The organism is Streptomyces mayteni (genome assembly GCF_054783955.1).
Genome location: NZ_BAAGPR010000034.1, coordinates 46,803 through 68,030, shown reverse-complemented (window position 1 = coordinate 68,030; position 21,228 = coordinate 46,803). Strand labels below are relative to the sequence as shown.

The following is a 21,228-nucleotide window of genomic DNA, read 5'->3' as shown; positions in this document are numbered from 1 at the left end:
GGTGGGCGGGGAACACCTCGCATCAAGCCGCCGTCAGGCACGAGGCCCGGGCCGGCAGGCCCGGCCGCTGCGCGGCCAGGCGCGGCCGCCACCCGCGCTGCGCGCGGCAAGGGCGGCAAGGGCGGAAAGGGCGGGTGGGTGGGGGAAAACCCCCCGCCCGGGAACACCGGTCCGTTTGCCGACGTCGGGCGTCCCGCTCAGCATGTGAGCAGGACCGCGGTGCCGGAGGAGCGCACATGGTGGGTATCGGGCGGCGGGGGTTTCTCGGGGGCTGTGCCGGGGCCGCCGTCGCCGGGGTGGTCGGGTGCGAGACCGCGCCCGCGCCCGCGGCGCCCCCCACAAGGCGGCCGAAGAAGGACGACGACGGCGGCGACTGGCGGCTCAGGGACCAGGGCCCGGCCGACGCCGTCCTCGGGTACGCGGACCAGGTCAGCGTGCGCCCCGGCGACCAGGTGGCGCTGCGGGTGTCGACCACGGCCCGCCGGTTCCGGGTGTCGGCGTTCCGGGTCGGCTGGTACGACGGCCGGGAGGCCGAACTCGTCTGGCGGTCGGAGTCGGTCCCCGGCGAGGAGCAGCGCGAGCCGCGCGTGCACCAGATCACCCGCACCGTGCAGGCCGGCTGGCGCCGGAGCCTCGACTTCGGCACCGAGGGGTGGCCGGAGGGCGCGTACCTGCTGCGGCTCGACGCCGACCACGGGCACCAGCGTTACGTCCCGCTGATCGTCAGGTCGAAGAACGGCGCCGGCCGCACCGTGCTGATGCACGCGCCCGCGACCTGGCAGGCGTACAACCTGTGGGGCGGCTACAGCCTCTACGAGGGGCAGGACGGCAGCCACGAGGGCCGGTCCAAGGTGGTCAGTTTCGACCGCCCCTACGACCGGGACGGCGCCGAGAAGTTCCTGGTCTACGAGCGCGCCGCCGTGGTGCTCGCCGAGCGTCTCGGCATACCCCTGGCCTACACCACAGGCGTCGACGTCGACCGCGACCCCGACGTGCTGAAGGACGCCACCGCCGTCATCGTGCTCGGCCACGACGAGTACTGGACGCCCCGCCAGCGCGAGCGCGTCACCGAGGCCCGCGACGCCGGCACCAACGTCGCGATCCTGGGCGCCAACACGTGCTACCGCCGGGTGCGTTTCGAGCCCGGCCGGCTCGAGCCGGAGAACGGGAGCGGTCGCAGCGTCGCCTGCTACAAGAGCTCGTTCGCGCAGGACCCGAGCTACCCGGACGATCCGCACCTGGTCACCACGGACTTCCGGCAGGACCCGGGCTCCGATCCCGAGTCGTCGCTCACCGGCGTGCTCTACGAGGGCTACCCGACCGACGCGCCCTACGTCGTCCACCGCCCACGGCACTGGCTGTTCGAGGACACCGGGGTGGAGAAGGGCGAGTCGTTCGAGCACCTCGTCGGCGTCGAGTACGACCGGGTGACGCCCGAGGCGCCCACCCCGGACCGGATCGAGATCGTCGCCCACTCGCCGCTGGAGTGCAACGGCAGGTCGAGCCACCAGGACTCCGCCTACTACACGGTGGACGGCGGCGCCGGCGTGTTCGCCGCCGGCACGATGCGCTGGGTCGAGGGGCTGATGGCCGGCACCGACCTGAACGGCCGCAACCACGGCATGGACGCCAGGACCGGCCGGTTCGTCACCCGCACCACCGAGAACGTGCTGCGCGCCTTCGCCGAGGGGCCGGCCGCGCGGCACCGGCCGGAGCCCGAGAACAATGTGGACCACGTCTACAACGAGGGCTGATACGGCGAGGGCTGACGAGCCGGGCGCCTTCCGCCGCCGGGTGCCGTCCCTGCTCGGCACCGCCGTCGCCCTCGTCGGCGCGTTCTGCGCGGTGAGCGCCCTGCTGCCGTTCGTGCGCGCCCCGTTCGCCGACCCGCGCCAGGTGGTGGGCGGCCTGCTGCTGCCGCTGCCGGCCAACCTGCCCTACGGCGTCTGCCTGCTGCTGCTCGCCGCGGCCCTCACCGTGCGCAAGCGGGTGGCCTGGTACGTCGTCACCCTGGGCGCGGCGGCGCTGCTCGTCGTCCACCTGGCCAGGGCGGCCTCCGTCGAGCTCTGGGTGACGCTGGCCGGCGCGGGCTGCGCCGCGCTGCTGCTCGCCCTGCTCTGGTGGTCGCGCGCCGAGTTCCACGCCCGGGTGCGGCGCGGCGCGTTCTGGCGGGCGCTGGGCGCGCTGGTCGTCGGGCTCGCGGTGGCCACCGGGCTCGGCTGGCTGATGGTGAGCCTGTTCCCCGGCTCGCTGGCGTACGGCGACCGGCTCGCCTACGCCGCGGACCGGGTGTTCGGCGGCTTCGGCGCGGCCCGCGACTTCGCCGGCCATCCGCCGGTGCTGATCCGCACCCTGCCCGACGTCTTCGGCACCCTCGCGGTGCTGAACGCGCTGGTCGTGCTGTTCCGCTCGCAGCGCGCGCTGACCGGCCTCTCGGCGGACGACGAGACCCGGCTCCGCGCCCTGCTCGCCCGCCACGGCCGGCAGGACTCGCTCGGCTACTTCGCGACCCGCCGCGACAAGAACGCCGTCTTCGCGCCCGACGGCCGGGCCGCCGTCACCTACCGCGTCGAGGCGGGCGTCTGCCTCGCCGGCGGCGACCCGATCGGCGACCGCGACTCCTGGGACGGCGCGATCGCCGCCTGGGGCGCGATGGCCCGCGGCTACGCCTGGCTGCCGGCCGTGCTGGGCGCCGGCGAGCAGGGCGCGGCGGCCTTCGCCAGGGCCGGGTTCCGCGTGCTGCACCTGGGGGACGAGGCGATCCTGCGGCCGGCCGAGTTCGACCGGGCGTGGCGGTCGATGCGCGGCACCAGGCAGGCCGTCAACCGGGTGCGGCGCACCGGGGCGCGGATCCGGATCCGCCGGCACCAGGAGGTGGACGAGGCCGAGTTCGCCGGGCTGCGCGCCGACATCGACGCGTGGCGCGGCGACGAGCAGGAGCGCGGCTTCTCGATGGCGCTCGGCCGGCTCGGCGACCCGGCCGACGGCCGCTGCCTGCTGGTCGAAGCACTGGCCGGCGGAGAGGCCGACGAGGCCGACCAGGCCGACGCGGCCAGGATCGGGATCCTGTCCCTCGTGCCATGGGGCCACGACGGCGTCTCGCTCGACCTGATGCGGCGGGCGCCCGACGCGCCCAACGGCACCGTGGAGTTCATGGTCGCCGGGCTCGCCGCGCACGGCCCGGCGCTCGGCATCCGCCGGGTCTCGCTCAACTTCGCCGTCGGCCGTTCGGTGCTGGAGACCGGCGCGCGGCTCGGGGCCGGCCCCGTGGTGCGGATGTGGCGGCGCCTGCTGCTGTTCTTCTCGCGGTTCTGGCAGTTGGAGACGATGTACCGGGCCACCGCCAAGTACCGGCCCGAGTGGTATCCGCGGTTCCTCTGCTACGGCGAGCCGGGCAGCCTGGCCAGGGTCGGCCTCTCCCTCACGATCGTCGAGGGGTTCTTCTCGCCGCCGCACGGCCGGGGCGGGGTCCGGCCGATCGGCGCGGTCGGGCTGCCGCCGCTCACGGACGAGGAGCGTGAGCTGGCCGCGGACGTCACCCGGCCGCCGGGGCCGGCACCGGCCGGGGCCGAAGGCCGGCCGACGCAGCAACAGCGGGTGCGGCGAGCCAAGTTGGCCGAGCTGCGGGCCAGGGGAGTCGACCCCTACCCGCCGGACAGCCACCGCACCTCCGCCCTGGCCGGGCTGCGGACCCGACCGGCTGGCACCCGGGCCACCGTGGTCGGCCGGGTGCTGCTGGTACGGGACTTCGGCGGCGTCGTCTTCGTCCGGCTGCGCGACGGTTCAGGGGAGCTGCAACTGATCCTCACCCGTGGGCGGGTCGGCGCCGACGCGCTCCGCCGCTTCGTCGACGCCGTCGACCGGGGCGACCAGATCGAGGCCACCGGCGAGTCGGGCAGCAGCCGCCGCGGCGAGCCCTCGCTGCTCGTCGCCTCGTGGCGGCTGGTCGCCAAGTGCCTGCGGCCGCTGCCCGACGCCAGGCACCGGCTCACCGACCCGGTGGCGCGGTCCCGCGGCCGGCCCGCCGAGCTGGTGGTGCGGCCGGCGGCCAGGGCGGCGCTGGTGGCCAGGTCGACGGTGCTGCGCGAACTGCGCGAGGCGCTGTGGCGGCGCGGCTACACGGAGGTCGAGACGCCGATGCTCGAGCCGCTGCACGCGGCCTCGGACGCCCGGCCCTTCGTCACCCATGGCAACGCCTACGACATGGAGTTGGCGCTGCGGGTCGCGCCCGAGCCGTATCTGAAGCGGCTGTGCGTGGCGGGCTTCGACCGGATCTTCGAGCTGGGCCGGGCGTTCCGCAACGAGGGCGTCTCGCACCGGCACAGCCCGGAGTTCACCATCCTGGAGGCGTACCGGGCCGGCGCCGACCAGGACGGGATGCGCGAACTCACCGGCGCGCTGGTGCGGGAGGCGGCGACGGCGATGCACGGCGCCCCGCTCGCGGTGACCCGCGGCGCGGACGGCGGGCGCGTCGAGCACGACCTCTCGGGGGAGTGGCCGGTGGTCGGCGTCTACCAGGCGATCTCCGCGGCGCTCGGCGAGGAGATCGGCCCGGACACCGGGGACGCGGCGCTGCGGACGCACTGCGCGGCGGCCGGCGTCGATCCCGGGCAGCGCGCCGGCCACGCCGAGCTGGTCGACGCGCTGTACGAGCGGCTGGTCCAGGCGGTGACCGGCCCGCCGGTCTTCTACCGCGACTTCCCGCTGGCCAGCAGCCCGTTGGTGCGCGCCGACCGACACGACCCGCGGCTCGCCGAACGCTGGGACCTGGTCGCCTGGGGCATGGAACTGGGCACCGGGGCCACCGAGTTGACCGACCCGATCGAGCAACGCCGCCGGCTGCTGCCGCAGGCCGCCGAGGCGGCCCTGGAACCGGACGAGGGCTTCCTCGCCGCCCTGGAGTACGGCATGCCCCCCACCGGTGGCCTCGGCCTCGGCGTCGACCGGCTGATCATGCTCCTCACCGGCCTACCGATCCGCGAGACCCTCCCCTTCCCCCTGATCCGCGGCGGCTGACGGGGCCTCGCCGGCCGGGCTGGGCGGAGTGGCCGGGCGGGGGCCCTGCGGCGGGCGGCCACGGCCCTGGCCGGCCGCAGCCGGCCGAACCGGCCGGGCTTGCCCGACCGGCCGGGCTGATTTCCCGTGCCTGCGGCCGGTGAGGCACGGGCCGCAGGCCGCGGGCGGTCCGTGGCGGCGGGCCTCCGCCGCGCGGGCCCATGGCCGGGCTGGCCGCACGCGCCTCCTGGTCCGGGTCGGCGCTCGCGGCCTCGACCGGCTCGGCCGGGCTGTGCCGAGCGACCGTGCTCGGCTGCCGGCCGGCGCCTGGCCACGCTCAGCCGCGAGACGGCGGCCGAGACCGAGGGTGAGGCCGAACTCGGAGACCGCTACGACGAGATACGCCGCCGCCGTACCAGTCGGCCGCCCTTCGGGGACGAGTGGGTGCCTGACCTCGTCCGCGCCTCCCTGCGGGACGCCGCCGAGCTGCCCCAGCGGACCGAGACCGGTCCCGGCGGCCCGGCGGCCCGGTGGTCCGCGCCGGCCTTGGCCGGCCCGGCCACGGGCCAGCCGGCCGAACCGGCCGGGGCCCGGCTCACGTCCGGGCCGAGGCCGGGGCTGCGGCCGGTCTGGCCCGGCTTCCTTCCCGGCCGTGCGCGGCCACGGCCCTGGCGGGCCGCAGCCGGCCGGGGCCGGCTCGTGTCGGTGACCGAACCGTCGGTCATCGCTTCCGGCCGGCCAGGCCGCGTCACAGGTCCCGTGGGTCGCGGGCCTCGAGGTCGGTGGTGTGGGTCTGCTGCCGGGACTCCTGGGACTCCCGGATGGTGGCCGCTCGGGACCGCAACTCGCGGACGATCAGCGCGAGTTGACGCTCCAGGTGGTGTTCGGGCAGCTCTCCGCCAGGGGTGAGCCGTGACCACCAGCGGGTGCGCTGGTAGGCGTCGATCGCCTCGGGGACGTCGTGCCGCACCGCCCGGGCCAGGGCGTGGACGGCCTCCGGGTCGACGGCGAGTTCGTCGGCGACCCAGCCGGGGTCGAGCAGCGCGGTCAGCAGCTCGTCGAGCTCGGCCAGCGGTCCCGCCGCCTCCGACGGCGCGTCGAAGGAGTCGAGGTACGGCCGCAGCGCCGCGAAGTCCGTCCGGATCGCGGCCAGTTCCGACGTCTCGGAGAACGGCGGCGGCGCCTCGCGCTCCGGCGGGGCGAGCAGCGCGCCCGCGCCGTAGAGGCCGCCGACGACCAGCGGCCAGAGCGCGCCGGCCTGCCCGGCCAGGGTCAGGCCGAGGCCGGCCAGGCCGCAGACGCAGCCCGTCAGGTTCTTGCGGGACTCCAGATACCTGAGCGCTCTACTGGTAGCCACGGATCTCCTGGAACGCCTGGTCGAGCGAGCCGTCCACCGCGTCGAAGAGCCGGCCGCCGGTCAGCTCCGCGATGCCCTCCAGCTCGGCGCGGTCCGAGTCGCCGAACAGCACCGTGAACACCGGCACCGTCGCCAGCTCGCCACCGAGGGCCGCGTGGAAGTCGGCGAAGCCGCCGGCGCCGATCGCGTCGCCGTTCTCGCCGTCCGTCATCAGCACGATGGAGGTGAACGCGTCCGCCGTGTCCTCCTCGGACAGCAGCTCGTACGCCTCCATCAGGCTCCAGTAGATCGCGGTGTCGCCGTCCGCCGTCAGCGCGTCCACGCCGTCCCTGATCCGCGCCAACCCCGGTTCCGGGTCGGCAGGTTCGACCGTGTAGGTGTCGCGCGAGACGACGTCCCCGGCGAACGGCATCAGCGTCACCCGCTCGCGCTCCCTGAACCGCTCGCCCGCGCCGGCGACGCCGGTGCCGGTGAGCCGGCCGAGCGCGGCCCGCAGCGACTCGATCCGGTCGCCCTCCATCGAGCCCGAGGTGTCCAACACGTACACGGTCCGCGAGGGCCGGCGCAGCTCGTTGTCGAACGCGTCGAGCAGCCCGTCGGCGACCGCGAGGGTTCCCGGGTAGGGGAGTTCGCGCCGCTGCCCGTCCGGGATGGCCTCGGCGGGCGCGACGCCGCCCGCCACCGGGCGGCGCAGCGTCTGCTCGGTCAGCTCGGCCTGGGTTTCCTGGCCCCGCAGGTGGTCGGTGAGCGCGCCAAGCGCGTCGCGGGCCTCGGGGGAGGCGGAGGTGAGGGTGGTCAGCGGATAGCGCGCGGTCACCACGCCGTCCAGTGGGCGGACCACGGTCAGGTCGGCGACGCCGTCCCTGGCCAACGACAGCAGCACCGACTCGTAGTTGATCAGCGCGTCGACGTCGGGGCGGTCGCCGAACGCGGTGGCCAGCCACCCCGAGGAGCCCGAGGTGAGCCGCTGCCCGGTGAAGAACTCGCGCAGCCGCTCGGCGCTGCCCGTCACGTCCTCCTCGGTCAGCGCCGCCTCGGCGCCGGAGAGCGCCGAGGTGACCGAGATCAGCGCGCTGTAGCCGGAGTTGGAGCGGGTCGGGTCGGTCATGCCGAAGGTGAGGTCGCCGGCCGCGGCGGCCGCGTGGACCTGCGACCAGGTGACCTCCTCCGGGTTCCAGCCGAGCCGGTCGATCACCTCGGGGCGGACGCCGAGCGCGACCGGCGAGGTCATCACGGACGTCTCGGTCAGGATCCGGTCGGCCGCCTCCGGCCGCAGCCGCAGGTAGTCGTTGGTGGCCAGCCAGAGCGCGTCGTACTCCTCGGCCTCCCCCGAGGCGACGAGCCTCGTCGCGTCCAGCGTCCCCGACCAGGTGATCTCGACCCCGACCCCGGTCTCCTCCTGGGCCCGCGCCAACACGTCCTCGGTGTCGGCGAGTTCGCTGCTCGCCAGGATCCGCACCACGGAGCCGTCCCCGCCGCCGGACCCACCGGAACCCCCGGACCCCCCGGACCCCCCGGACCCGCCCGAGTCGTCGGAGCAGGCGCCCGCGGCGAGCGCCACCACCGTCAGCAGCGCCGCCAGCCGGCCGGGTCCCGTCCCCCACCTCGTCCCCCGCCTCATCGCCGGCCTCCCCGCTCGCCCTCCGCCAACTGCCGGTCCCGGGAACGCTCCAGCTGCGCCGAGGCGTCGGCCAGCTCCCCGGAGAGCGCCCGCACGGTCTCGGCCATCGACTCGGTGGCCTGCGCCTTGTAGGTGTCGATCGCGTCGAGCGTGCGGTAGATCTGCTGGAAAGCGGCCCGCAGCGTCTCGACGCCGACCGCCGGGTCGGCGGCGATCCGCTGGATCTCGCCGCTCTGGGTGGCCAGCATGTCGGCGTTGGCCCGCACCAGGTCCTCGGTCGTCGAGCGCAGCGCGTTGACCTGCTCGGTGACCTTGCGCTGGTTCTCCAGCGCGGCCGAGAGCATCACCCCGATCCGCAGCGCGGAGACCGTGGTGGTGGCGGCCCGCTCCACGCCCTTGACCAGCTCGTCGTTGTTCCGCCGCACCACGTCCATCGCCAGGTATCCCTGGGCGCAGACCGCGAGTTGGGTCAGCAGGTCCTGGTGTTTCTGCCGGACGGGGAACAGCACGTCGGCCCGCATCGCCGCCGCCTGCTCCGGGGCGGTCGCCTCCAACACGTCGATGCGCCGCTGGAGTTCGGCGTCCAGCGCCTCCGTGAGCACCGCGTACTCCTGGAGCTTGCCCATGGTGTCCCAGAGCCTGGACCGCTCGGTGTGCAGGGCGGCGCTGTCCCGGCGCAGCTCGTCCTGGCCGGAGCGCAGCGAGTGCACGATCTTCTGCAGCGTGCCCTGGGACGAGGCGTAGCGGGCCAGGTGGTCGCGGAACCGGTTGCCGCCCGGCAGCTTGGACAGCAGCCGGCGCACCCCGCCGGCGGCCGAGTCGCGCGGCTCCAGGTCCTCGACGGTGCGGCGCAGCTCGACCAGCGAGCCGGCGACCCGGGACTGGGCGTCGCCCGCCTCGCCGCCGGCGCCCTTGGCGAGCGAGCGGACGCTGCGCTCCAGCATCCGGTTGGACTGCTGGGCGGCGGCCCGCATCTCGTCGCCGCCCAACGACGTCACCTCGCCCACCCGGGAGGTGAACTCCGGCGAGCGGGTGTCGAGTTCGGTGAGCGAGTCGACGTAGGCGGCGGCGCGGCGGGCCAGTTCCTCGCGGGCCGCGGCGTCGACCGGGACCAGCCCGGAAGCCTGCTCGGCCCGCACCTCGGGCACGGGGTCAGGCGGGGTGAGGATCAGCGGGTTGTCCGAACCCGGTGGGGTCAGCTCGGGCATGGTGGTCAGCTCCCTTCCGAGCGGCCCGTGGCGCGTTCCGCCAACTGCCGCAGCACGTCCGTGGTGGGCGGCGGTGCCTGCCTAACGCCGGCGAGGCCGGCGTCGAGGTAGGCGGCGTGCTCGCCGGCCGCCTCGGTGAACTCGGCCGTGGCGCCCTGCGGCCGGAAGCCGTGCCGGACCGCGAGGCGCCGCAACTCCGGGTCGTCGGTCAGCAGTTGACCGAGCTCCCGGCCCTCGTCGGAGAGCGGCACCAGGGTGTGGTCGCTGGAGACGGTGGTGTCCGGGTAGAGCACGACGACGTCGCCGGGGTCCTGGCCGGCCATCAGCAGCGACCCGATCTGCGACTCGTAGGCGAGCACCAGCGGGTTGCCGATGCCGCTGACGAAGTCCCGGAACGGCCCGTCGGAGCTCGGCTGTTGGGTGCCCTGCACCTGGACGAGGGTGCGCAGCAGCGGCGCCACGCGCTCGACGCCCTCGGCGTCGGCGACGACGGTGCCGTCGTTCTCGACGTAGGAGGCCGCGGCCAGGTAGAGGGCGCCCGAGTTGGAGGTCAGCGGGTCGGTGCTCGACACGTAGAGCGTGCCGGCAAGTCCGTCCTGCGGGTCGGCGCCCGCCAGGTCGCCCCAGGCGCGGCCGTCGCCGACCGCCTCCAGATAGGCGCCCATGGACAGCAGCCCCTGGTGCTCGTCCGCCAGGGTGACGATGCCCTCGGCCGCCAGCACCTCGGCCGCCGCGCCGCGCGCCAGCACGACGAGCGGCGAGTAGAACGGCCGCAGCGGCGCCCCAGGCGACTCGGCCCGCGCGGCCAACTCCTGGGCCGGCGCCTGGCTGGACGGGAAGGCGAAGTCGTAGCCCGCCATGTCGACCCCGTCCATGGCCCAGGACCCGACCGATTCGGTCCTGACCTCGTAGCCGCGCTCGGCCAGCACCTCGATCACTTCCGGATCCGTGAAGAACTCCGCCTTCTCGGACCCGATCACGCCACGCACCGTCGTCGTGGCCGTCCCCCCGTCGTCGCGCCCCTGGACGAGGGCGACGGCTACGCCCCCGAGCAGCAGCGCCGCGAGGACGATCCCCCATATTCGTCGCACGATCGAAGCGTCCTCACAACGCGCCACATACGCACGGCCGTTGGGTGACGAGAAGATGTCGGGGCGATGTCGACGTGGGGGTTGACTGTCGGGCGATGTGCGGTTTTCTGGGGTGACGTGCACCTGCCATTTTGACTTGTGAGCGATTCCGAGCGAGAGGGCAACACTGGTGATCTCCTCCGTCCTCCGGCGCCTGGCCGCCGCCGTCGCGCTGGCCGCCCTGGCACTGGCCGCGCCGACCCCCGCCATCGCCGCCCCGTCCGCTTCGCCGGTCGTCGCGGGTGACCCGTCGGCGGCCGCCACCATCACCTGGCGGCTGGAACGCGCGGCCAACCCCACGGCCGACCAACTCGACGCCTACAACCGCATCACCAGCGCCATGAACGCGGCCGTCGCCCGCTACAACAACCTCAGCGGCGGCCTCGGCAAGTCCATCACCGTCCGCTACGACCCGAGCGTGCCGACCGCCGACGGCAACATCAACGGCACCATCCGCTTCGGCGCCAACCGCTCCTACATGAGCGAGCGCACCGCCCTGCACGAGATCGCCCACACCATCGGCGTCGGCACCAGCGCCGGCTGGAGCCGCCTGGGCGGCGGCGGCACCTGGGCCGGCGCCCAGGCCACGGCGCTCGTCCGCCAGTACGACGGCTCGGGCGCCGTCCTCTCCACCGGCGGCGGCCACTTCTGGCCCTACGGCCTCAACTACGACAACGAGTGGTCCACCACCAACGCCGACCGCCACGTCCGCATCGTCGCGGCCATGGTCGCCGACGGCCTCTGACCGTGCCGGCGTCGCGGCCTTGACTGTGACGTTGGGACCGGGATCCGCCCCTTGGAACGGGCCCAACGTCACACTCGCCGGACTCCGGCCCTGTCCTGGCGCACGGGGCGTCAGGCCGAGCAGTGCCGGCACCGCTCCCGGGCGACCAGGCTGGTGTCGCCGGCCGTGGCGCGCAGCGGTCTGTCCGGGGCGATCAGCTCCCACAGGCCAGGTCGCGGTTCAGGCACCCAACCCCAGCCAGCCGCCTCGTAGTCGTAGTCCTCGTTGGGCCAGTGATTGCACTGCTCGGGGAGATGCGCCTTCCCGTTGCGGGAGATGAGGATGCGCTCCACCGGCGTCGGGCCCCGCCGTCCCCGGCCCTCGTCGCACGCACAGCCCGCGTCGACCAGCAGCTCGCACCGCTCGCACCTCTCGCCCGGCATATCGCCCAGCACCCGCCCCTCTCCCGGGATCAACCGCGACGAGCGTACGGGTCCGGTCATCGGATCCCTAGCTCGTAGCGGAGTCGCTGATGCCGGGCGTGCATGGTCATGAGCTCGGCCTGGACGGGCCGGCGCGCGTCGTCCAGGGTGACGCGGGTCAGCCGGAGCACCGGCTCGTCCGGGCCGGCGCGGAGCAGTTCGCGTTCCTCGTCGGCCGGCATGCGGGCCGTCACCTCCTCGCGGGCCAGCACGCCCACGTGACCCAGCGCGGCCAGCAGCGCGACCGCCCCGCCCCGGATCTTGGCGGTGCCCGCCAGCCGAGTGCCGGCGGCGATGTGCGCCGGGTAGTACGTGTCGGTCAACTCGCACGGCTGCTCGTCGAGATACATGATCCGGCGGCGCACGATCACCGGATCGCCGGCCGCGACGCCGAGCAGCGCCGCGACCTCGGCCGGCGCCGGCACCTCGCCGGCGTGCACCACCCGCTGCGTACCGCGCCGGCCACGCGCGGCGGCATCGGCGCCCCACACGTCCGACGGGCGCGGGCCGAGATACGGCGCCGACGTGCTGCCGCCGCCGGCGCCGGGCCAACCGGTCGCGGCGGCCCAGGACTCGGCCACGGCGACGACCAGGTCGACCACAGGGTCCTTGACGTCGGCGTAGACCGCGGTGTCGTCGACGGTGTCCGCGAGGACGCCCTTGAAGCGGGCGTAGGCCGGGACCGCCTCGGGGTGCGCGCGGAACCAGTCGCGGAACAGCAGGGCGAGCCGCTCGTTGGGCGAGCCCACGACGCGCACGTGCAGATTGACGTCCTCACCGGCGTGCCCACGCCGGGTCCACAGCCGCTTCACCCAGCGGGCCGGATCGTCGTCGCAACCGGCCGGGACGTGGTCCTGCTGGTAGGCGGATCGCCGGAACCCCAGTTCTTCCAAGGGGCGGTCGAAGGCACGCTCGGCGTCCTGGAGATCGCGGACGCCGACCTGGAGGTCCAAGACCGGCTTGGCCGCCATGCCGGGGATCGCCGTGCTGCCGATGTGCTCGACGCGCAGCGCCAGCGGCGCGAGGGCGGCGCGCAGCTCGTCGGCGAGGGCGAGCCCTCGCGCCTGCCAGTTCGGGTCGTGGTCGACCACGACGGGCGCGAGCGGGGTGTCCTCAACCACGCGATCAAGTGTAGGGAACGGGGCCCTGTCAAGGCTGCATGAGTCGGCTGTCGAAGCCCGCCAGGAGAAGACGCTGGTAGGCCGCGTGCACATCGTCGGGGACGGGTTGGGGGATGGCGTATCCGCGCGCGGGATACTCGATGACCCGTTGCAGGTCGCCGACGATCATGTCGACCACCAGTCGCTCGTCGCCGATGGACTTCACGTACTCGTTCAGCGTCAGCGGCTCCGACGCACAGACGACCTCGACCTCCGGCCATACGTGACGACACGTGGCGTAGACGCGGCGCTCCATGTACGGCTTGCAGATCAGGAGGACCGACCGGACCTCGATACCGGCCGCTTCGAGGAGCCGCCGCGAAAACGCGATGCCGTAGAGGGCGGCCGCACACGTCGCCACGCCGAGGTCGTGGCTCCCCAGGCCGATGCCCACCGAACACGACCGCGACTCGTGCCGCATCAGGTGGTAGTCCCAGAGCACCTGAGCGTTCCGCCACTGCGAATCGGTGAGTGTGGTCTTGTCCTGCACCGGCACTGACTCTCCTCGGTCGCCGTCCGCGCCCTTTCACGCCCGCCGCACGGTTGGGGGAACGAACGCCGGACGCTCTCGATACTGAGCAGCTGACGTCACGCCTCGTCATGGCTCCCTGCCCGGCGCCTACGACAGTTCTGTCGAGCGTACGCCCGGTGCCTCGCCGAACGCCTCAGGGACGAACTCGTACTGGAGCTCGTAGAGGTGACCCGCCTTGATCATGACGCTTGCCTCGATCGGCCGGTCGTCGTCGCTGTAAACGACGCGAAGCGTCCGCAGCACCGGCAGGCTGCTGGGGAGTTCGAGCAAGGCGAACTGGTCTTGGGTCGGTACCCGTGCGGAGACGCGGTCGACGCTCAGCCGGGGAGGATGGCCGAGTTCGGCCAGGAGGGTCGGGGTTCCGCCCTTGATCCTGCGGCGCTCCATCAGGGCGGTGCCGCGAGCGATGCCCAGCGGGTAGTAGGACGAGACGATCTCGACCGGTTCGTCGTCGAGTATGAGTACCTGGCTGCGCAGCAGCACGGTGTCACCTGCGGCGAGGCCGAGCGCGGTCGCCACGTCGGCAGGAGGCACAGCTTCCCGTACGTCGAGCAACTTGCTTCGGGCTGCGGCGCCCAACCTCTCGACTTCGGTGAGCCATCGGTACGGCTCGCCGGTCGGGGCCGGGGCCATGGAGGAGGCCGGGCGGAGGGTGCGCAAGCGGCGTTCACGGACGGTGACTGCGGCACCCGGTCGGCCGACGACCAGCCGTTCATTCTTGAGCAGGTGCAGGGCTTTTTGCACGGTCGCGTTCGAGGCACCGAACCTGGCCTTGAGCTGCGCTGTGGAGGGAAGCTTCGCGCCCGGGGCCAGATCACCGCTCAGAATCTCGTCGCGCAGATCCGCCGCGATCCGTTCGTGCAGAGATCGGCGGTCAGGGGCGTCGGTGTCGGCCATGGGCGGAGGTCATCCAATCCGGAGTTCGTAGCGCAGTCGCTGATGTCGGGCGTGCATGGTCATGATCTCGGCCTGGATGGGCCGGCTCGCATCGTCCAATGTGACACGGGTCAGCTGGAGCACTGGCTCATCCGGGCCGGCACGGAGCAGTTCGCGCTCTTCCTCGGTCGGCATCCGGGCGGTCACCTCCTCGCGGGCCAGCACACCCACATGTCCGAGCTCGGCCAGCAGCGTGACCGCCCCGCCGCGGATCTTGGCAGTGCCCGCCAGCCGGGTTCCGGCGGCGATGTGTGCCGGGTAGTAGGTGTCGGTCAACTCGCATGGCTGGTCGTCGAGATACATGATCCGCCGCCGGACGACCACCGCAGCGCCGGCTGCGGTGCCCAGCAGTTCGGCCACCTCGGACGGTGCCTCCGCCTCACCGGCGTACACCACACGCTGGGTGCCCCGCCGCCCGCGCGCGGCGGCGTCAGCACCCCACAGGTCGCCGGCGCCGTCCTCGTGAGGCGCCAGGTAGGGCACTGACGTAGCGGTCCAGCCGCTGCTCATACGTCCTCCTCGATGCACTCGTCACTCATACACGGTAGGCCATGGGGCGACCTCCTCAATCTTGCTGCTTTTTGCGAATAGCGATATGGTCTGGCGCGTTGCCCGTGCGGTCGGCGCTACGCCTCGGGGTCCCCGTGAAGGCCCTGGAAGTGGCTGGCGCCGTGCCGGGGCGTGGCTGCCAGCGATCAAGGAGCTGATGACATGCGCGACATTCCTCCGCCTCCAACCGGGAAACCGGCTCTGCCTCTCGACGTGGGCGCTACCGCGCGCGACGCATCCCGCGACGAGGTCGGTCGGGTGATGGCGCATGAGTGCGGGCGGGTGTGGTTGCGGCCGTTGGGTGGTGGGTGCGAGTGGGCTGCCCGGCCGGGAGACGTGGCGCCGGTCGCGCTGAGTGAGTCGTTGGGCCCGCTGGTGGCGGAGACGAACCGGCGCTCTGCGGAGCCGCGTTGACCCGCCGGCGGGTCATCCGCGCAACTGCGTGGACGGTGACCGCTGATACCGAAGACGGCGTCCCGCAAGGCGTGTTCCAGGTGATGTGCCTGTCTTGCGGGTTGGCGTCGATGCGGGTGGAGGACGAGCAGCTGCCGGTTGAGGTGTGGGCGTTGAAGCACACCGGGCTGCACCCCGCGCACCGGCGCTATCGGTTGGTGACGGAGTCGTTCTGGCTCGTCACGCCGGCTCCGGGCAATCCCTACCACCGCGAGTGAAGAGAGATGTCCGTTCCGGGCGGATGGATTTGGCCGTCCCCGCCCGGAACGGCTGCACCACCGGCGCGGGGACAGGCCCCGCGCCTTGGGATGAGAGGAACGGTAGCCGACATGGCGGTGGATCCGGGAGACGACGAACCAACCGAAGGCGACTCCGGCGGCTGTGGAGACGGCGACGGCTGTGGACGCCAGTAGCCCGCACGACGGCCGGCCCTCGGAAGGGGGCCGGCCCCGGCCGCACTTTCACGCCTACCGCTGGCAGGGGGATCGCCGTACCTACGACCAGGAGGGGCCGCGGCGGCCCGAGGCGGCGGGGTTCGCGGCGAGCCGGTGCACGCCGATCGTGGTCGCCAACTGGCTGCTGCGGCCGGCCGGCACGATCGCCGGCACGTTCCGCGAGGTCGACGCGGCCACCGAATGGTTCGAGGAACAGATCACCCGCGCCGCGCCCGGGTTCGCCTCGCCGCAGGAACGGGAACCAGAACGACTCGCCGCGAAGGTCGCGCACGTCCGGGACGCCCTCCGCCGGGGAGGCGACGCGCATGCCGCCTGGTATGTCCAGGCGACCGGCTACCTCACCCTCGACCTCCTCGGCTGCTCACCGAACCGGAACCGGCCCCAACTGCCGTGTCCCGCCCGTGAGCTGCGGTGACTGGCGAAAGCGCGTGGTTCGGGTGGCGACCGGCGGGCGTCGAACATAGCGTGTGGTCTCGACCACCCAAGAGCCACACCCACGCGCACCAGGACGAGGAGCAGCATGACCGACGAGCCGTCGTATCCCGACGCGGCCGCGCGGGCGCAGATCGACATCAGCGTGCCGCACTCCGCCAGGATCTGGAACTACTGGCTGGGCGGCAAGGACAACTACGAGGTGGACCGGGCCGCCGGTGACGCGTTCCGGGACGTGTTTCCGGGGATCGTCGACGGGGCCCGTGCCGCCCGTTACTTCCTCGCCCGTGCCGTGCGGGTGCTCGCCGGCGAGGCCGGCGTGCGGCAGTTCCTGGACATCGGCACCGGGCTGCCGAACGTCGACAACACGCACGAGATCGCGCAGCGCGTGGCCCCGGAGTCGCGGATCGTCTACGTCGACAACGACCCGCTGGTGCTCGCCCACGCGCGGGCGCTGCTGGTCAGCTCGCCGGAGGGCGAGGCCGGCTACATCCACGCCGACCTCTACGAGCCCGACGGGATCGTGGCCGGCGCCAGCGAGACGCTGGACTTCGAGCAGCCGGTCGCGCTGATGCTGATGGGCATTCTCGGCCATATCGAGGACTATGAGCAGGCCCGCGCCATCGTCAAGCAGCTGGTGGACGCGCTGCCGTCCGGCAGCTACCTGGTGCACTACGACTCCACCAACACCAGCCAGGAGTACGTGGAGGCCATCGCCCGCTACAACGACGGCGGTTCGGTGCCGTACATCCTGCGCAGCCCCGAGGAGATCGCCCGCTTCTTCGACGGCCTCGAACTGCTGGAGCCCGGCGTGGTGTCCTGCTCCCGCTGGCGCCCCGACGCCCTCGCGTTCGGCCTGCCGGCCGAGGTGCACCAGTACGGGGGCGTGGCCCGCAAGGTCTGACACGGCGCTGGTCGCCGGCCGCGCAACACCACTACACCTTGTGGTGAGTTTGCGGTCGGCGACCTTTTCTGGTGATTCGCCCGAACCATACGGTGTCGTACGTGTCGAAGAGCTTCCGAGCCGCGCTTCGTGCCGTGGCCGCCCTGTTCCTTCTCGTGCCCATCCTGGTGACCACCTCCCCCGTGTCCGCGTCGGAGCCGGCGCCCCTAGCCGACTCGCTCCAGAAGTGCTCGGCGGGGCAGCCCGTGGGCTCCCCGTACCTGTGCGGGAACGAGCACCTGGGCCCCTGGCCGCTGCCCACGGCGGACCCGGCGACTCCGCTGCTCGCCGGCTACCATCCGCTCGGCGGCCTCCAGGACCACGGGGTCCAGTACAACAACGGGTTCCTCGAGCTCTACCGGCGAACCGACAAGGACGACTGGCGTTACCCGCCGCTCAACGGCTTCACCACGACCGTCGAGGGACAGACCATCACCGCCGACATCACCCCGAAGACGCTGGAGTTCGGCGACCTCGTGGACCGGTTCGGCCCGCCGAGCGGCCGGTTCCTCTCCCCGGCCGGGGTGCTCTTCGCGGAACGCGCCCTGCCGCCTGACGCCCTGAACCCGGTCGGCGACGAGCACCACGTCGACTACCACTGCTACGAGGTGCGCGACGACATCACGGTGGAGGCCGGCTCCGCCCGACCCTGGTTCGACCAGCCAGGGGGCGGGGCCCAGTACCGCTCCGCCGACCACCGGGTCAGTGAACTGCTTGACCTGGGCCTGCTGTGGGAGATCGCCGAGGACATCTGCGCGAGCCAGGCCGCCGCCGAAAGCTGACGGGAACTTCCGTCGGGCCGCGTCCGACCACCGGAGTGAGGCCGCGAACCGCGTGGTCCGGTGTGATGCGGGAGCGCGATGACCGTCACCGAGTCCAGTGAGTCGTCCACCGAGACGCCCGACGTCCGAACGACGCCGCCCGGTCGGTCCGCCGGCTGGGCGGCGTTGCGCCCGCTCGTGCTGCGGCTGCACTTCTACGCCGGCGTGCTGATCGCGCCTTTCCTGCTGGTCGCCGCCGGCAGCGGGCTGCTGTACGCCGCCTCGTTCCAGCTGGAGAGGGTCGTCTACGCGGACGAGCTGCGGGTGCCGGTCGGTGACGGCGTGGAGCTGCCGCTCTCCATGCAGGTGGAGAACGCCAGGGAGGCGTACCCGGAGGGCTCGATCTCCGCGATCCGGCCCTCGCCTGGGGCCGGTGAGACCACCAGGGTGCTGCTCGCCGGGGTGCCCGACATCGACGACGACAAGACGCTCGCCGTGTTCGTCGACCCCTACACCGGCGAGGTGCGCGGCGCGCTCGAACAGTACGGCTCCAGCGGCGCGTTGCCGCTCCGCACCTGGATAGACGAGCTGCACCGCGATCTGCACCTCGGCGAACCGGGCAGGCTCTACAGCGAGTTGGCGGCCAGCTGGCTGTGGGTGGTGGCCGGCGGCGGCCTGGTGCTGTTCCTGGCCCGCTGGCGCGCCCGCCGCGCCAGGGGCGGCGACCCGGCGGGGAAGCGGCCGGCCACCGGCCGGCGCCGCACGCTCGGCCTGCACGGCACGCTGGGCGCCTCGGTGGCGGCCGGCCTGTTCTTCCTCTCCGCCACCGGCCTGACCTGGTCCGCCTACGCCGGCACCAACGTGACCGAGCTGCGCTCCTCGCTCGGGCAGGCGACCCCGGACGTCTCCCCGACGGTCGAGGGCGGGGCGGAGACGCCCGCCGGGCACGAGGGCCACCCGGACGTCGCGGGGGAGGCGAGCGGCGGCGACCGGCCGGCGTCCGGACTCTGGGTCGACGAGGTGATGGCCATCGCCCGCGCCCAGGGCCTCGACAACCCGGTGGAGCTGGTGCCGCCGGCCGACACCGAGTCCGCCTACGTGGTGCGGCAGATCCAGCGCAGCTGGCCGGAGAAGCAGGACGCCGTCGCCATCAACCCGAACGGCGGCGAGGTGCTCGACGTGGTGCGGTTCGACGACTTCCCGCTGCTCGCCAAGCTCAGCCGGTGGGGGATCGACCTGCACTCCGGGACGCTCTTCGGGCTGGTCAACCAGATCGCGCTCGGCACCCTGGCGCTCTGCCTGATCACGATGATCGTGCTCGGCTACCGGATGTGGTGGCAGCGCGGCCGGAGCGGGGCCTTCGGCCGCCCGCTGCCGCGCGGCGCCTGGCGCCGGGTGCCGCCGGCGCTGCTGTGGCCGCTCGCCGCCTGCGTGGCGCTGGTCGGCTGGTTCCTGCCGCTGTTCGGCGTCACGCTGCTCGGCTTCCTGCTGGTCGACACGGTGCTCGGCCGGGTGGAGGGGGCGCCGGCCAGGGCCGGCGAAGGGCGGTAGCCGCACGACAGAACGACGGAACGACAGAACGACGGCCGGCACCCGGTGGATCCGGGGCCGGCCGTCGTCCGTCTGCCAGGGCGCAAGCGCCGCTAGCGCTCCGCGAGTTGGGAGATCAGCGCCTGCCTGGCCCTGGCCACCCGGGAGCGGACCGTGCCCACCGGGCAGCCGGTGGCGCGGGCCGCCTCGGCGTAGGGCAGGCCGAGGATCTGGGTGAGGGTGAAGGCGGTCGACCGGTCGGACGGCAGCTCGGCGAGCAGTTCGGCGAGGGCGACGCCCTCCTCGAAGCCCGGCTGCGCCCGGCACTGGGCGCCCTCCACCGCCGTCAGCCAGTCGGCCGTGTCGGCGAGACGGGGCCGGGACCGCTCGTAGCGGATCCGGTCCACCACCGTGCGGCGGGCGATCGACAGCAGCCAGGTGCGGGCCGACGAGCGGCCCTCGAACGCGGGCAGGCTGCGGAGCGCGCGCAGCAGGGTCTCCTGGGTCAGGTCCTCGGCGGCCTGCGCGTCACCGCTCAACCGCGTGACATAGCGCAGCAGATCGCCGCGGACCGCCTGGACGAAGCGCTCCGTGGCGCGCCGGTCGCCCGACCTGGCGGCCAGTGCCCACTCGGTGACGGTGCGGTCGTCCAACCGCGCGCTGGCGTCCGTGCGTTGGCGTGGCGAGGTGAGTGTGGTCGTGGTCAACGTCCCTGTCGCCTTTCACGAGTCCACGGCCGCGAGCGGGCCGTGGACGGTAAGGGAGGCCGGGACGACCCGCGAGCGGGGACGGGGGACGTCAGTCGGGGGTGGCCCGGCCGTGGCAGCGGCGGCGGCCCCGCCAGGGCAGGCCGGCATCGCCCACCCGCGCCGACGGCCGGGTCGGCCCGCCGCACGACCTGAGTGCCGGGCGTGGGCCGGTCGCGCCCGGGGCGCCGTGCGCGGCGGCACGACGGAGGGCGGAATCCGGCCGATGGCGGGAGGGAGACACCGGGCCTGACGGCCGCGGGCGGGCAGACGGTAGCCACCCGGGCAGGGCCCCGGACGGTGGGCCACGCGTCCAGACGGCGTGGATCGGCGGCGGCCGGCACGGCGCGCGGTCGGCGCCGAGCGGGCAGCGGACGGCCGGCGGCTCGGGCGGGGCGGACCGGCTCGGTGGGCGGAACACCGGCCGCAGCACGCCGGACGCGGCCCGGCGCAGCAGGCCGAAGAGGGCCCGTTCGCCGCGCCACAGCCACACCGCGCTGGCCAGCGCGACCAGCACGTGCGCGGTCCCCATGCCGACGCTGCCGCCGCCCAACTCCTGTGCGGTGTGCGGCAGATGCGCGGCGTGCGGGTCGAATCCCGCCCCGGTGAGCAGGCGCATCGCGTCGTGTGGGGCCACCGTCCGCGGGTCGGTCGGCGCCGTGGTCCCCTCGACCCGGCCGGCCGAGAACAGCAGGTGGAGCGCGGCCTGGACGGCGAGCGTGGCGCCCATCACGGCGACCGGTCCGCGCTCCCGGCCGGCGAACAGCCAGGCGCCGCCGCCCACTCCGGCGAGGGCCAGCGTCAGGGCCCAACCGGCGACCGCCACGCCGGACATCATCACGTGCACCCAGGCCGCGAGCAGCACGCAGAGCGCGGCGAACACGGCCGCCCGCGCTGCTCGCAATGCCCGGCCCGCTCTCATGACCACCACATCGTGGCAGTGCCGGAACGAACGCGCCGCAATCCGGACGTTATTTATCCACCGAGGAGCAAAGTTCGAAGCCTTCCGGAACCATGGAGCCGCGCCCGACGACCTCTCCGGTGGGGCACCTTCACCACCGGTTGACCCATCCGAAGAGCTCTCGAAACGCAAACGCAACGTTCGACAACGTAAAGAACCCTAGTCTCGGGGTGTACCGCTGGCCGACGTTGGAGTAGACCTGTCTCCAACGTACCGTCAGTACAACAGTCAACGTTTCCCCCTTCCCCCCGTG

The 21,228-nt window shown here is 73.6% G+C and carries 19 protein-coding genes and 1 pseudogene; 8 read left to right on the top strand and 12 right to left on the bottom strand.

The features are described 5' to 3' along the window. The first annotated feature begins 236 nt into the window (after positions 1–236). Together ACYVPE_RS17410 and lysX are read left to right on the top strand one after the other, a co-directional pair. Entirely contained in the window at positions 237–1,754 is a 1,518-nt protein-coding gene (locus tag ACYVPE_RS17410) for a N,N-dimethylformamidase beta subunit family domain-containing protein (protein ID WP_461034526.1), read from the top strand. Continuing rightward, on the top strand, positions 1,726–5,016 hold the full coding sequence (gene lysX / locus ACYVPE_RS17405; protein WP_461034525.1) for a bifunctional lysylphosphatidylglycerol synthetase/lysine--tRNA ligase LysX: 3,291 nt from the start codon (positions 1,726–1,728) through the stop codon (positions 5,014–5,016). The genes ACYVPE_RS17410 and lysX overlap by 29 nt, the downstream gene beginning before the upstream one ends. A 727-nt stretch (positions 5,017–5,743) precedes the next feature. Here lysX and ACYVPE_RS17400 read toward each other — a convergent pair. Genes ACYVPE_RS17400 through ACYVPE_RS17385 form a run of 4 tightly spaced genes read right to left on the bottom strand, consistent with a single transcriptional unit; the run spans position 5,744 to position 10,272 of the window. Further along, complete coding sequence (locus tag ACYVPE_RS17400; protein ID WP_461034524.1) at positions 5,744–6,352, bottom strand: hypothetical protein; 609 nt, start codon at positions 6,350–6,352, stop codon at positions 5,744–5,746. After that, a complete protein-coding gene (locus tag ACYVPE_RS17395) occupies positions 6,339–7,973 on the bottom strand; it encodes a vWA domain-containing protein (protein ID WP_461034523.1) in 1,635 nt (544 codons plus the stop codon). Before ACYVPE_RS17395 ends, ACYVPE_RS17400 begins: the two co-directional genes overlap by 14 nt. Next, entirely contained in the window at positions 7,970–9,181 is a 1,212-nt protein-coding gene (locus ACYVPE_RS17390) for a toxic anion resistance protein (protein WP_461034522.1), read from the bottom strand. The genes ACYVPE_RS17395 and ACYVPE_RS17390 overlap by 4 nt, the downstream gene beginning before the upstream one ends. Positions 9,182–9,186: 5 nt before the next feature. Continuing rightward, positions 9,187–10,272 carry a hypothetical protein gene (locus ACYVPE_RS17385; protein ID WP_461034521.1) on the bottom strand — a complete coding sequence of 362 codons (1,086 nt, stop codon included), beginning with the start codon at positions 10,270–10,272 and terminating at the stop codon, positions 9,187–9,189. A 169-nt stretch (positions 10,273–10,441) separates the two neighbouring features. Between ACYVPE_RS17385 and ACYVPE_RS17380 the strand changes: the two genes are divergently transcribed. Beyond that, positions 10,442–11,056, top strand: coding sequence for a hypothetical protein (locus ACYVPE_RS17380; protein WP_461034520.1), 615 nt, complete (start codon positions 10,442–10,444; stop codon positions 11,054–11,056). 110 nt (positions 11,057–11,166) lie between these two features. Here the strand turns inward: ACYVPE_RS17380 and ACYVPE_RS17375 are convergent, their stop codons facing one another. From ACYVPE_RS17375 to ACYVPE_RS17350, 6 genes and pseudogenes are all read right to left on the bottom strand, one after another. Then, positions 11,167–11,538 carry a hypothetical protein gene (locus ACYVPE_RS17375; protein WP_461034519.1) on the bottom strand — a complete coding sequence of 124 codons (372 nt, stop codon included), beginning with the start codon at positions 11,536–11,538 and terminating at the stop codon, positions 11,167–11,169. Beyond that, positions 11,535–12,098: a GntR family transcriptional regulator gene (locus ACYVPE_RS17370; RefSeq protein ID WP_461034527.1), complete on the bottom strand. Its 564-nt coding sequence runs from the start codon at positions 12,096–12,098 to the stop codon at positions 11,535–11,537. The genes ACYVPE_RS17375 and ACYVPE_RS17370 overlap by 4 nt, the downstream gene beginning before the upstream one ends. Positions 12,099–12,116: 18 nt before the next feature. Beyond that, a pseudogene (locus tag ACYVPE_RS17365) lies at positions 12,117–12,731 on the bottom strand (GrpB family protein); the annotation flags it as partial. Next, entirely contained in the window at positions 12,667–13,173 is a 507-nt protein-coding gene (locus ACYVPE_RS17360; protein WP_461034518.1) for a YdcF family protein, read from the bottom strand. The gene ACYVPE_RS17360 and the pseudogene ACYVPE_RS17365, both read right to left, overlap by 65 nt. Positions 13,174–13,296: 123 nt before the next feature. Continuing rightward, on the bottom strand, positions 13,297–14,106 hold the full coding sequence (locus ACYVPE_RS17355; protein ID WP_461034517.1) for a GntR family transcriptional regulator: 810 nt from the start codon (positions 14,104–14,106) through the stop codon (positions 13,297–13,299). Positions 14,107–14,115: 9 nt separating this feature from the next. Beyond that, a complete protein-coding gene (locus ACYVPE_RS17350) occupies positions 14,116–14,655 on the bottom strand; it encodes a GntR family transcriptional regulator (protein ID WP_461034516.1) in 540 nt (179 codons plus the stop codon). A 449-nt stretch (positions 14,656–15,104) separates the two neighbouring features. Here ACYVPE_RS17350 and ACYVPE_RS17345 point away from each other — a divergent pair, with 449 nt between their 5' ends. From ACYVPE_RS17345 to ACYVPE_RS17325, 5 genes are all read left to right on the top strand, one after another. Then, positions 15,105–15,365 (top strand): DUF7848 domain-containing protein, encoded by a 261-nt coding sequence (locus ACYVPE_RS17345; protein ID WP_461034515.1) that lies wholly within the window; start codon positions 15,105–15,107, stop codon positions 15,363–15,365. A gap of 181 nt (positions 15,366–15,546) precedes the next feature. Beyond that, positions 15,547–16,017, top strand: a complete 471-nt coding sequence (locus ACYVPE_RS17340) for a hypothetical protein (RefSeq protein WP_461034514.1) — start codon at positions 15,547–15,549, stop codon at positions 16,015–16,017. Between the two features lie 105 nt (positions 16,018–16,122). After that, a complete protein-coding gene (locus ACYVPE_RS17335) occupies positions 16,123–16,938 on the top strand; it encodes an SAM-dependent methyltransferase (RefSeq protein WP_461034513.1) in 816 nt (271 codons plus the stop codon). Positions 16,939–17,039: 101 nt separating this feature from the next. Next, positions 17,040–17,759, top strand: a complete 720-nt coding sequence (locus ACYVPE_RS17330; protein WP_461034512.1) for a TNT domain-containing protein — start codon at positions 17,040–17,042, stop codon at positions 17,757–17,759. Positions 17,760–17,837: 78 nt separating this feature from the next. Then, entirely contained in the window at positions 17,838–19,289 is a 1,452-nt protein-coding gene (locus ACYVPE_RS17325; protein WP_461034511.1) for a PepSY-associated TM helix domain-containing protein, read from the top strand. A gap of 92 nt (positions 19,290–19,381) precedes the next feature. Here the strand turns inward: ACYVPE_RS17325 and ACYVPE_RS17320 are convergent, their stop codons facing one another. Further along, on the bottom strand, positions 19,382–19,975 hold the full coding sequence (locus ACYVPE_RS17320) for a sigma-70 family RNA polymerase sigma factor (RefSeq protein ID WP_461034510.1): 594 nt from the start codon (positions 19,973–19,975) through the stop codon (positions 19,382–19,384). Positions 19,976–20,066: 91 nt separating this feature from the next. After that, positions 20,067–20,936 carry a hypothetical protein gene (locus ACYVPE_RS17315; RefSeq protein ID WP_461034509.1) on the bottom strand — a complete coding sequence of 290 codons (870 nt, stop codon included), beginning with the start codon at positions 20,934–20,936 and terminating at the stop codon, positions 20,067–20,069. Positions 20,937–21,228 lie beyond the last annotated feature (292 nt).

Coding starts and splice junctions, on each gene's coding strand:
- ACYVPE_RS17375 (WP_461034519.1), bottom strand. CDS start 11,538: ATGACCGGACCCGTACGCTCGTCGCGGTTGATCCCGGGAGAGGGGCGG.
- ACYVPE_RS17395 (WP_461034523.1), bottom strand. CDS start 7,973: ATGAGGCGGGGGACGAGGTGGGGGACGGGACCCGGCCGGCTGGCGGCG.
- ACYVPE_RS17315 (WP_461034509.1), bottom strand. CDS start 20,936: ATGAGAGCGGGCCGGGCATTGCGAGCAGCGCGGGCGGCCGTGTTCGCC.
- ACYVPE_RS17390 (WP_461034522.1), bottom strand. CDS start 9,181: ATGCCCGAGCTGACCCCACCGGGTTCGGACAACCCGCTGATCCTCACC.
- ACYVPE_RS17355 (WP_461034517.1), bottom strand. CDS start 14,106: ATGGCCGACACCGACGCCCCTGACCGCCGATCTCTGCACGAACGGATC.
- ACYVPE_RS17410 (WP_461034526.1), top strand. CDS start 237: ATGGTGGGTATCGGGCGGCGGGGGTTTCTCGGGGGCTGTGCCGGGGCC.
- lysX (WP_461034525.1), top strand. CDS start 1,726: ATGTGGACCACGTCTACAACGAGGGCTGATACGGCGAGGGCTGACGAG.
- ACYVPE_RS17335 (WP_461034513.1), top strand. CDS start 16,123: ATGACCGACGAGCCGTCGTATCCCGACGCGGCCGCGCGGGCGCAGATC.
- ACYVPE_RS17350 (WP_461034516.1), bottom strand. CDS start 14,655: ATGAGCAGCGGCTGGACCGCTACGTCAGTGCCCTACCTGGCGCCTCAC.
- ACYVPE_RS17325 (WP_461034511.1), top strand. CDS start 17,838: ATGACCGTCACCGAGTCCAGTGAGTCGTCCACCGAGACGCCCGACGTC.